11 protein-coding genes and 1 tRNA gene are annotated in these 10,399 nt (G+C 58.3%); 5 read left to right on the top strand and 7 right to left on the bottom strand.

Annotated features, from left to right (window positions below; all coding sequences use genetic code 11):
• Positions 1-984, bottom strand: a 984-nt coding sequence (locus ACYVDE_RS07775) for a polyphosphate kinase (protein ID WP_460500917.1), incomplete at its 3' end; no start/stop codon positions are given.
• Positions 985-1,222: 238 nt separating this feature from the next.
• Between ACYVDE_RS07775 and ACYVDE_RS07780 the strand changes: the two genes are divergently transcribed.
• Together ACYVDE_RS07780 and ACYVDE_RS07785 are read left to right on the top strand one after the other, a co-directional pair.
• The gene (locus ACYVDE_RS07780) at positions 1,223-1,624 is read left to right on the top strand and encodes a hypothetical protein (protein WP_460500918.1); all 402 of its coding nucleotides are present in this window, start codon (positions 1,223-1,225) and stop codon (positions 1,622-1,624) included.
• Positions 1,625-1,882: 258 nt separating this feature from the next.
• Positions 1,883-2,047 carry a hypothetical protein gene (locus ACYVDE_RS07785; protein WP_460500919.1) on the top strand — a complete coding sequence of 55 codons (165 nt, stop codon included), beginning with the start codon at positions 1,883-1,885 and terminating at the stop codon, positions 2,045-2,047.
• 99 nt (positions 2,048-2,146) lie between these two features.
• Here the strand turns inward: ACYVDE_RS07785 and ACYVDE_RS07790 are convergent, their stop codons facing one another.
• Entirely contained in the window at positions 2,147-2,863 is a 717-nt protein-coding gene (locus ACYVDE_RS07790; RefSeq protein WP_460500920.1) for a hypothetical protein, read from the bottom strand.
• Positions 2,864-2,984: 121 nt separating this feature from the next.
• Between ACYVDE_RS07790 and ACYVDE_RS07795 the strand changes: the two genes are divergently transcribed.
• Together ACYVDE_RS07795 and ACYVDE_RS07800 are read left to right on the top strand one after the other, a co-directional pair.
• Positions 2,985-3,224, top strand: coding sequence for a helix-turn-helix domain-containing protein (locus tag ACYVDE_RS07795; protein WP_460500921.1), 240 nt, complete (start codon positions 2,985-2,987; stop codon positions 3,222-3,224).
• Positions 3,208-3,732 (top strand): hypothetical protein, encoded by a 525-nt coding sequence (locus tag ACYVDE_RS07800; RefSeq protein WP_460500922.1) that lies wholly within the window; start codon positions 3,208-3,210, stop codon positions 3,730-3,732. The genes ACYVDE_RS07795 and ACYVDE_RS07800 overlap by 17 nt, the downstream gene beginning before the upstream one ends.
• A 20-nt stretch (positions 3,733-3,752) precedes the next feature.
• On the opposite strand, the gene ACYVDE_RS07805 is transcribed toward ACYVDE_RS07800, so the two are convergent.
• The 3 genes from ACYVDE_RS07805 to ACYVDE_RS07815 all read right to left on the bottom strand — a co-directional run bounded on the left by ACYVDE_RS07805 (position 3,753) and on the right by ACYVDE_RS07815 (position 8,222).
• Complete coding sequence (locus ACYVDE_RS07805) at positions 3,753-4,685, bottom strand: DNA adenine methylase (protein WP_460500923.1); 933 nt, start codon at positions 4,683-4,685, stop codon at positions 3,753-3,755.
• A gap of 74 nt (positions 4,686-4,759) precedes the next feature.
• Positions 4,760-7,087 carry a GH92 family glycosyl hydrolase gene (locus tag ACYVDE_RS07810; RefSeq protein WP_460500924.1) on the bottom strand — a complete coding sequence of 776 codons (2,328 nt, stop codon included), beginning with the start codon at positions 7,085-7,087 and terminating at the stop codon, positions 4,760-4,762.
• Positions 7,088-7,169: 82 nt separating this feature from the next.
• Positions 7,170-8,222, bottom strand: coding sequence for a WG repeat-containing protein (locus ACYVDE_RS07815; RefSeq protein ID WP_460500925.1), 1,053 nt, complete (start codon positions 8,220-8,222; stop codon positions 7,170-7,172).
• Between the two features lie 117 nt (positions 8,223-8,339).
• Here ACYVDE_RS07815 and ACYVDE_RS07820 point away from each other — a divergent pair, with 117 nt between their 5' ends.
• On the top strand, positions 8,340-8,846 hold the full coding sequence (locus ACYVDE_RS07820) for an HNH endonuclease (protein WP_460500926.1): 507 nt from the start codon (positions 8,340-8,342) through the stop codon (positions 8,844-8,846).
• A 53-nt stretch (positions 8,847-8,899) separates the two neighbouring features.
• Here ACYVDE_RS07820 and ACYVDE_RS07825 read toward each other — a convergent pair.
• Positions 8,900-8,971 (bottom strand) — tRNA-Arg (locus ACYVDE_RS07825).
• A gap of 32 nt (positions 8,972-9,003) precedes the next feature.
• The coding region (locus ACYVDE_RS07830) for a Pycsar system effector family protein (RefSeq protein WP_460500927.1) at positions 9,004-10,399 on the bottom strand (1,396 nt) is incomplete at its 5' end.

Raw genomic sequence — 10,399 nt, forward strand, 5'->3', positions numbered from 1 at the left:
GCCGCGGCTGGGCAGGCTGGGGTGCGGCAGGGCCGGGCGGGGCGGGTAGCGGAAGGCATCGTTGCCGAAGTCAGGGAAGCCGAAGAAGTCGCGGAAGTTGTGGTAGCGGCTGCCCTCCACGAGGGCTTCGTCGGTGATGCCGGTTTTCTGCTTGAGGGCGCGCAGGGCCTCGGCGGGCATGGCGGGGTCGTAGAGCAGGCGGGCGGGGTAGCCGGTGGCACGCTTGGCGAGGCTGCTGCGGATTTTCTCCATGAGGTCGCCCGATACTTCTTCTTCGATGTCTAATTCGGCATCGCGCGAGAGCTTCACGGCGTGCACGGCCACGTGCTGGTACTGCGGAAACAGCGCGGCCGCCCCTACCCGGATAACGTCGTCGAGGAAGAGGACGTAGTGCTCCTCGCCCTCGTCGGGTAGGCGCACGAAGCGGCCACCGTGGCGCTTGGTGGGCAGCTCCATGATGAGCACGCGCTCGGCCTCGGCCTTTTTGGTCTTGGCCACGGGCTGGGTGAGGTGGAAGAGCAGGTAAACGGTTTGGTCCTTGAGGAAGAGGTGGTGCAGGTCGTCGTCGAGCACGACGGGCGAGAGCAGGTCGCGCACATGTTGTTCGAAGTAGCGGGCCGTCCAGTCGCGCTGCTGGTCGGTGAGCTCGGCCTCCGAGAGCAGGTGGATGTGGGCGGCGTTGAGGGCGGGCAGCAGCTCCTCGCGGAAGGTGCGGCCGAACTCCTGCTGCTGGCGGCCCACTTCGGCCAGCACTTCCTTGAGCACGCGGCGGGGGCTTTCGCCGAGGCGGGCGCGAGTTTTCTTTTTGAGCTTGGCCAGGCGGCGCAGGGTGGCCACGCGCACCTTGAAAAACTCGTCGAGGTTGCTGCTGAAAATGGCCAGGAATTTGAGCCGCTCAAGCAGCGGCACGGTGGGGCTCTGGGCTTCTTGCAGCACGCGGGCGTTGAAACGGAGCCAGCTCAGGTCGCGGGAAAGCGTCTTCAAATCGGGGTCGGGTTGGGTTTGGGCGTTTTACGGTGGCGGCGGCGGGTGGGGTGAGGGCAGAGGTTATTTTTTGGTTAGGGAGTGGGTCGGGTTGAGTGTTGGCGCAGCCCGTCATGCTGCGTTCCTTACTATCCTCACCGGACATTGGAGAGCTGGGCATTGGGATTGGTAAAGAATTGTGAACGTGCGGGCCGGCCTTGCCGTAAGGAGCGATAAACTCAACCATACCATTACAACCATGAACCTGTCCGAATCCATCCACGACGCTACCGATAAAGCCAAAGACGTGCTCGACCACGCTGCCGAAACCACCACCGACAAGGCCCACGACCTGCTCGACAAAGCCGCCGACGCCAAGGACAGCCTGCTCAGCAAAGCCGCCGACCTGAAGGACGACCTGCTCGATAAAGCCGCCGACGTGAAGTCAAAGCTGTTCGACAAGGCGGCCGATGCCAAGTCGGCGCTGTTCGACAAAGCGGGCGATGCCAAAGACGCGGTGCTCGACTACACGCCGTCGGGCGTGAAAAAGGCCGGCGAGAAGGTGGCTGATGCCTTCGACGACCTGACCACGACGCAGAAAATCCTGGTATCGGCCCTGCTGGCAGCCGGCCTCACCTACCTGCTGACGCGCAAAAAGTAACGGCCGCAGCTGCGGCACCCCGGAAGCCCCGTCGGGCTGCTCCCCGCGCGGGGGCGGGCCGGCGGGGCTTTTGCGTGGGTGGTGGGGGTATTGCCGTAGGCAGCGGGTGTGTGGTGGGTGGCGGAGGGGGTGTTGGGGAAAGCGGCGGGTGTTGGAACGAAAGCGGGGGCTGTTTTGGAGATAGTGGGACGTGTTTTACTGAGGGTCGGAGGTATTTTGGTGAGGGAAGCAGGTGTTTTGGCGGGCGGCGGGGGTGTTTTGGAAGACCTGCTCGCCGACCTGATGGACGAGCTCCGCACCCTCGACGAAGACATGAAAGCCTTCAAGCTGCTCGAGCGCCCGCTCTACGACGGCTACACGCAGGCCCGCAAAATCATCAACTCCGGCGGCGGCAGCGGCAAGGGGAAACTGGCCGCGGCGTAAGTTTCGGCAGGATTGGAAATGAAGCCGCCCGCTTCCGGTTGGGGAGCGGGCGGCTTTTTGACAATACTTAGCGGAGTGGAATGAATAATCCCATTGCCCCTACCGGGCGGCATGCCTAGTAATTGCACTGGTAGCAACGTTCAAGGCATTCATTTCCCCCCAAGGAAACGGGCGGCTATGGGAAAGGGCACGTTGAATTACCTCGTCTAGGGAGTGCTGGCTTTCCTTGTGCTTGGCAACGTAAATCGCTTCGATGTACCGGGTATAAGGCATTTTACGGCCTTGAAATCTAGGCATTGGGTAATTGAAATCTTCTTGAATTGAAATCCACTTAATCGAGCTGAAAAGTTCTTCAATTGTCAGGTCGGCGGAGTTGCCTTCTCTTCTGTATGGCTTGCCATTGTGGGCTGCCTGAGCATAATCGAGCAATGCATCAGGGGGCGGAGTGGATGCGTAGGGCAAACGAATAGCTAGAGCCTCGTAGTCGATACCACAGTCGCACAGTTGTTCAAGTAAGGCTTGCTGCAACGCATCAGGATTCATGTTACCGTTTACAACCTTGTTGTATATATCAACAATAAGGTTCGCATGAGAAAGAGGAATACTTGCTTGCCCAGGCTTGGTGATATCGACGCGGTAATCAGGCCGGAAAGGGTTTAGCTGAGCTTTGTAGCCTGGGAAGTGTACGGTAAGTTCTGCACCGCTTGCGCACCGATGTACTGGGTGGGCCTTCTGTTCCTTCCTTGATAACAATTGCTCGAAGCCGTGATACTTGAAAACGGTGTGTAAGTCAGCAATCGCTTTATCGTAGCTCATTTGAAGGAGGTTAACTAAAACGGTCCCAATAGTAGCTGTTCGCAAATCTTAAATCAAACCAAGATATAAAATGCTACTTATTGTCGGTTGTTGTGCCGACAATAAGTAGCGTGTTTTGAGGGTGCGGGAACAAACACTAAAAGCATTTGGGCAAGAGGTGCGCCATTGGCGTACCGAGCAGCATCTTTCGCAGGAAGAACTGGCTAGCCGATGTGGCTTTCACCGTACTTACATTGGTCAAATAGAGCGCGGTGAACGAAATCCATCACTGCTCAACATCTTGACTTTATGCCGGACGTTGGGTGTTTCGTTGCCGGAATTTTTCACTCGTTACGAAACAGTTCTTGATACGTCCCTTTAATACCTCTGGCGGTGGTGCTAATACTAACCGCAACGGCCTAGAATTTGAACGCAGTACGGAATTACGTGATGCATTCTTGGAACATCCACGCTATGCGCTACACGGCGATACCGTGGTGGACCGGGCTACGACGTTGCCGGTGGGCGTGTTGTTTGAGAAAAACAAGCTCTACAAAAATCTGCTGGCGGCTCGGGGCATCGATTACACGCAACTGGTAAGCAAACGGCTGTTGCCCGATGGAGCCGTTTTGGTCGGCGGTACGCTGTATATCATCGAGAAGAAATTCCAGGCCGGTTCGGGCTCGGTAGATGAGAAGCTGCAGACTTGCCATTTCAAAAAACGGCAATACGAAAAGCTGGTAGCACCGTTGGGCCTGCGCGTGGAATTCTATTACCTGCTGAACGACTGGTTTCTGGACCCTTCTTACCGCGATGTGCTAGAATACATTGAGGAAGTAGGCTGTCGCTATTTCTTCAAGGAAATTCCGCTGGAAGAATTAGGGTTGTGAGTGGGTGCGAGCCAGCGGGATTAGGCAAATTGCGCTTCCAGCGCTGCCGCATAGTTGCTAATCAATAGTTCACTTATCTTGCCTCGGCCCTCTGCTTTGGAATTGATATGCCGCTTGGCCTGAATTCGCCGGATGGTGAAATCGGCATACAAATCATCAAAATAAGAATCGGCGGCATCAGTGTTTTGCGGGTCCGAGTTACTCAAGAGCCACTGGCTTCCTCGTGCATCTAGCTCGCGGCAGAAGGCAGCCAATCGCTCCTGCGAGGTGGTATCGAAGGTTTCGGTAGCATAAGCGTTGAAAGCGGCAGTCTTGCTCAGCGGCTTGTAAGGCGGGTCGAAATAGAAAAAGCTGTTGGTGGGCGCGTGGTCTAGGACCTGCGCAAAATCGCCTTGCAGGATAGTGACGCGGGACAGCAGCTGGCTATCGGCCAGAATGGTTTGCGGTTGGCAAATAGCCGGCTGGTCGTAGCGCCCAAACGGCACGTTGAACCCGCCTTTGCTATTGACGCGGTAGAGGCCATTGAAACAAGTCCGATTAAGGAACATAAGCACGGCGGTGTTGCGCACCGCCTCCAAGGGCCGGGTGTTGAATTCGGCGCGTAGCTCCTCGAAGTACGCCCGACGGACTATTTCGGAAGGCAGGCGGTGATAAGCCTCTTGAATAGCCGTCAGGACTTTAATTAATTCCTGCGGGCGCTGCTGAATAACCTGATAGGCGGTTGCTAGGTCAGGATTAATGTCATTGATAATGGCCTGCCGAATATTAGGGAAGGCTTTAAGCATCCAGAATAGCACCGCCCCGCCGCCAATGAATGGCTCGACGTAGGTCAGCTCACGCGCATGGCGCAGATTGTCCGGCAAAGCTGCTTGAATGGCGGGAATCAACTGCCGCTTGCCACCCGCCCACTTCAAGAATGGCTTTGCACCCTGCATTTCCTCAAACAAGTCCATAGCTCAAAGATACAAAAGTGAAAAGGGTTTGACAGACAATAAGTATCTTTTATTTCTTGAGATACAACAAAAGGTTACTGTTTTCGCATCGGCCGCGCCCCCATCACAAACACCAGCGTGCCGCCCTTCGCCACGTCCTGCTGCGCCAGAAACGGCTGCGTCAGCTTTTGCCCGTTGAGGGTGACTTGCTGCACGTAGACGTTTTTGGCGCTTTGGTTTTTGACCTGGATGGTGAAGGACTGGCCGTTTTCGAGGTGAATGACTGCTCCGTGCACGAGGGGGCTGCCGAGGGCGTACTGGCCCGAACCAGGGGCGACGGGGTAGAAGCCGAGGGCCGAGAAGAGGTACCAGGCGCTCATCTGGCCGCAGTCGTCGTTGCCGCCGAGGCCGTCGGGGGTGGGGTGGTACTGGCGGGCGAGGATGTTGCGGACCTGGGCCTGGGTTTTCCAGGGCTGGTCGGTGTAGTTGTAGAGATAGGCGGCGTGGTGGGCGGGCTCGTTGCCGTGCACGTAGCCCCCGATGATGCCCTCGCGGGTGATGTCCTCGGTTTCGGCGAAGAACGAGTCGGGCAGGTGCATGGTGAAGAGCGAATCGAGGTGGGGCACGAAGCGGCGGTTGCCGCCCATGCGGGCAATGAGGCCGGCGGGGTCGTGGGGCACGGCGAGGGTGTAGTTCCAGGCGTTGCCCTCGATGAAGCCCTGGCCGTTGGTGCTCAGCACGTCAAATTTTTCGCGGAAGCTGCCGTTGGCCAGGCGCGGGCGCATGGCGTTGGCGCGCGGGTCGAACACGTTTTGCCAGTTGCCGGCGCGCTTGCTGAACTCCTGGTAGATATCCGCGTGGCCAAGCTTTTGGGCAAGTTGGGCAATGCACCAGTCATCATAGGCAAACTCCAGGGTGTTGGAGACGGAAGTGCCGCTGCGTTCGCTGGGCACGTAGCCGCGGCTCATGTAGCTATCGAGGCCGTCGTACCAGCCGTGGCGGGCGGTGGCCACGCAGGCGGCGAGGGCGCGCTCGGCCTGGGCGGGTGGCACCGCGCCATTGAGGACGGCATCGGCGATGACCGACACGCTATGGTAGCCGCTCATACACCAGTTTTCGTTGGCGTGGTGGCTCCACACGGGCAGCATGTGCTCGGGGCTCTGGTCGTAGTGGGCCAGCATGGATTGTACCATGTCGGCATTGCGGCTGGGCTGAATGAGGTTGAAGAGCGGGTGCAGGGCGCGGAAGGTGTCCCAGAGCGAGAAGGTGGTGTAGTTCACGAAGCCCTCGGCGCGGTGGGTTTGCTGGTCGAGGCCGCGGTACTGGCCGTCGGCGTCCTGGTACACGGTGGGGCTGAGGCAGGCGTGGTAGAGGGCCGTGTAGAAGTTCTCCTTGTCGGCCCGGTTGGGCGTCTGGATGGTGATTTTACTCAGCTCCTGCTGCCAGAGCTGCTGGCCGGCGCGGCGGGTCTGGTCGAAATTCCAGCCGGGCAGTTCGGCGCGCATGTTGGCCAGGGCGCCGGCCATGCTTACGGGCGAGAGGGCAAACTTGACCTGGATTTTCTCGCCGGCCACGGTGGCGAAGTCGAAGTAGAGGCGCAACTGGCGGCCGGCCTGCTCGGGCCAGTTGTGGGCCTGGTCGAAGCGGCCCCAGAAGCCGCGGTAGGCTTCCTTGGGGTCGTATTTGCGGGCGCCGTAGCTTTTGAAGGGCTTCGAGAACTGCATGGCGAAGTACTCGGTGCGGGTGCGGCCCCAGCCGGTGGTTTGGCGGTAGCCGGTCACCAGCGAGTCGTTTTCGATGCGCACGTAGCTCCACACGTTTTTATCGGGGTAGTTGTAGATGCCGGCCATCATATCGAGGATGATGTGCGCCGGCTCGGTACCCGGAAACGTGTATTGGTGGAAGCCTACGCGGGTAGTGGCCGTGAGCTCGGCGAGGATGTTGTGGTCGTCGAGCTTCACCCGGTAGTAGGCGGGCTCGGCCACCTCGTTCTGGTGCGAGAAGGCCGAGCGGTAGCCGCTCTGGGGCCGGTCAGCGGTGCCGGGGTTGAGCTGCAGCGGGCCGGTGGTGGGCATGAGCAGAAAATCGCCCAAATCGGAGTGTCCGGTGCCGCTGAAGTGGGTGTGGCTGAAGCCCACGATGGTTTTATCATCGTAGTTATATCCCGCGCAGTACTTGTAGATGTCGGGGTTGTATTTGCCGTTTTGCTCGTAGCTCAGCGTGTCGGTATCGGGCGAGAGCTGCACCATGCCAAATGGTACCGTGGCGCCAGGGTAGGTGTGCCCCATCTTCTGGGTGCCTACGATGGGGTGGGCGTACTGCACGAGGTTTTCGGGGGCGGTGGGCTTCTGGGCGAAGGTGGCCGGGGCGGCAAGTAGCAGCAGGGGCAGCAGGGGCAGCAGGGGCAGCAGAAGTTGCTTCATGCTGCCAAGATAACGCAACCGCACCCCTGGCCTTCTCTCGCAAAGCAGGGAGCAGCGGCCGCGCGGGCGGACTTTACGGGCGCTACAGTGATACGCTAAAAAGCCGGTAGCCCTGAGTGGTACGGATGAAAGCGTAATGCTGCTGATGGCCGTAATGCTTCTGGCCCTTTGCATCGACTTCAGTGACGACGACGCTAAATGCCGGATATTTCTCCCGGTCATGCTCGCCGCAGTCGGTAAGAAAGCCCTGAAAGCGCGGGCTGGTGAAGATGAATTTATTCAGCTCTTCGGAAGAAACACCCACGTTTTTTGCACCCTCGCGCAGGCTGCTCAGCTTCGGAAGCAGTGCGGACAGATAGTATTTCTGCACGAAAGCAGCCTGCTCTACATGCTGCCAGCCGCGGAAGGGTTTCCCCGACACGGCCAGCTCGGAGTAGCACAACGGAGCTACCGGGCCGGCGGCGCCGGTGCTCAGGGCCGGGATGAGTACGCCGTAGAACCACCGCGTAAATTCCTTTTCATAATCCGTGAACGTGTATCGGTCGCCGTTCACGGCGCGAAAAGTATAAGTGGTAGCCGTATCGGGGGCCGCCTCGTTTAGCTTAAGCGAATACCAGTTGAGCAACGCTGGTCGGGGCAAACCCAGGTCGTGCATCACAACTTCGTTGTGCTCATTAATCAACATTTCCCGGCCTCCTTGCCATGTTAAATGCTCACAACTCAGCGTATCGCCCCCTTCTTGCCCCCAGCAGGTGCGGCGGGCGCCCGTCAGCACCAAGGCCAGGCCGTTATGGAAGGGAGATGCGTAATTATAGATGGCCGGAATGCTAACCTGGCCGCGGTTATTGAAAAAACCGACCCTGTCTTTTTTATAATCCTGAAAGCGGATTTTCCCTTCGCTCTCGCAGTCGAACGTGTAATCGAACATGTACACGCTGTCGCGGCCCACCTTACGGCCATTTTTCAGCAGATAGTATTGTTTCTGGGTCGTGTCTTCATTGACGGCCATAATGTGCCGAAACTTCTGCGCATTGGTAAAATTGCCGAATCGGGCCGGTATTCGGATGCGACCATCCGCGTCTTTATAGCCGTATTTATAGTTCTCCTTTTCCTTTTTAGTGAACTGTGTCCACACTGCATCGGGCTGGGCTTTTTGGGCCCGAACGGCAGTTGCTACGACTAGCAGCAGGGGCAGAAGTTTCTTCATTGCGGCGGGGCGGAAATGAGCCGGCAATATCTACTAATTTGAGGCATGAATAACTGCCTGCACTGCGGCGCTGCCACCACGAATGCCAAGTATTGTTCCCGGTCCTGCGCTAACCGGGTAAATGGAAGCCTCTTTCCCAGTCGCAAGCGCATTGTCCGTAGCTGCAAGCACTGCGGTACAGAACTGCTGACCCGGCGAATCACTTGTGACAATTGCAACCCCAGCTTCGTGGACTGGCAAACGGTGCCGTTGCAACAGCTTCGAGCAAAAGCGCTGCAACAGTATGCCGCCCAGATTCGCAGCTTAGCACGCACGGCCTACCGCAAATCGAGCCGGCCGCAGGCTTGCGCGGTTTGCGGCTACGCTACCCATTATGAGGTTTGCCATATCAGGCCCATCAATGATTTTCAACCCACCGACTTTGTAGCCGACGTGAACATCCTGACCAATCTCGTAGCGCTGTGCCCCAATCATCACTGGGAGTTTGACCACGGTAAACTGTCCACAGAATTTATTCTGGAGGCAGCTGAACCACAGGATGCCAAACAATAAAAAAGGCCGTTTTCGAATTGAAAACAGCCTTTTTTACACCAATAATTTCTATGTAGCCGCGACGAGAATCGAACTCATATCAAGCGTTTAGGAAACGCCTATTCTATCCGTTGAACTACGCAGCCATGCCGCAAAGATAAGAACGGACACGGCCGACCTACGACTTATACAGCAGCGCAATGCCGAACGAGAGCGCCGTGAGGATGATGCCCACCAGAAAAATGGTGTAGCTGGTGCGCAGCAGCCGGTATTTGCGCGTGAGCACCTCGCCGAGGTAGTAGATGTCCGTTACCATGTTGGTGTAGAGCAGGTCTTTCTGGCGCATCAGGTCGCGCATGCCGCTCTGGAAGTGGTCGAGCTTGAGCTTGGTGAACTGGCCGAAGAACAACAGGTTCACGCGGCGGTTGGTGGCGATTTCGGGGCTCTTTTTCAGCCAGGCGAAGCTCGTTACGTCGGGCTGGGCCGAGAGGATGGCCGACGTGACCGAGCCTAGGGCCGTTACAAGCAGAATGCTCACCGGGATGGCCAGCACGGGGTTGTTGCCCATCAGCGGGGCCAGGGCGCCGGCCTTGCCCATTTTGGCGCCCAGGTAGGTGATGATAACCGAAATGAGCACGGCATTGAGCTGAATCATCATGCTGGCCTTTTTGTCGGCCATATCGCTCAGCTTCATATGGTTCGAGTACATGGTGCGAAACATCGTTTCGATGCCGCGCTTGGGCTCGGCGAAGGTGTCGCTCTTCTCCTTCGTCTTCTTCTTGTCTTTTTTTTCCTTCTTCTTCAGGTAGTCGCGCTGGTCCTCAATGTTCTTTTTAAGGTCCTTCTTGTAGCGCTCCTTGCCCACTTCCGACAGGTATTTGTGGGCCAGCATGAAGTTGAGCTGCAGCTCGGCCCACTCTTGGGTGGTGTATGTTTTGTCGAGCACCAGCTCCCACTCGGTGCGCAGCAATTCGGCGCGGGCGCGGTAGTCGGCGCGGGCCAGGTTGCTCATGTCGGCATCGACCAGCATTTTTTCCAGCTCGGTTTCGGGCTTCGAGTCGCGGTGCGTGGCTTTGATGAGGGTTTCGACAAGCTGGATTTGAGCTGCAGGCTGGCCCTGCTGCCGCAGCCAGTCGGCGGCGTGCTCGGCGCTGCGAAACTCGTGGCCGTCGTACACGTCGAGGTAGCCGGTGTCGTGAAACCAGGCGGCGATGAGCAGCGCCTCGGTGTCGTCGGGGCTAAGGCTGGCGGCGGGGGCCAGGGCGCGGCACTCCTTCACCACGGCCTCGGTGTGAGCCAGGGCGTGGTAGGTGAGCTTGGGCGAGATGCCGGCGAATTGCTCGGTCACATAGGCCTGCGCGGCCTTCACCAGGTTCGAAGCCTTAGCTTTGGCGGGCTTGTCAGTTTCAGCTTCCGCATCAGCGGAGGCTTCTTTTTTATCCGACTTATCTGACTTATCGGCCTTTTTGGGCTTTTCGGCTGCGGGCTCGTCGTCCTCGTCGGCCGCGTCTACCTGGTGGCCCGGGTGCTCCGACAGCACCGGGGCGGCCGCGATTTCGTCGGAGCGCCGGGCG

This window comes from Hymenobacter agri (assembly GCF_054778495.1).

Bases quoted from the DNA above. Each gene is read 5' to 3' on its own strand.
- ACYVDE_RS07780 (WP_460500918.1), top strand. From the start codon at position 1,223: ATGAACCTGTCCGAATCCATCCACGACGCTACCGATAAAGCCAAAGAC.
- ACYVDE_RS07790 (WP_460500920.1), bottom strand. From the start codon at position 2,863: ATGAGCTACGATAAAGCGATTGCTGACTTACACACCGTTTTCAAGTAT.
- ACYVDE_RS07805 (WP_460500923.1), bottom strand. From the start codon at position 4,685: ATGGACTTGTTTGAGGAAATGCAGGGTGCAAAGCCATTCTTGAAGTGG.
- ACYVDE_RS07810 (WP_460500924.1), bottom strand. From the start codon at position 7,087: ATGAAGCAACTTCTGCTGCCCCTGCTGCCCCTGCTGCCCCTGCTGCTA.
- ACYVDE_RS07820 (WP_460500926.1), top strand. From the start codon at position 8,340: ATGAATAACTGCCTGCACTGCGGCGCTGCCACCACGAATGCCAAGTAT.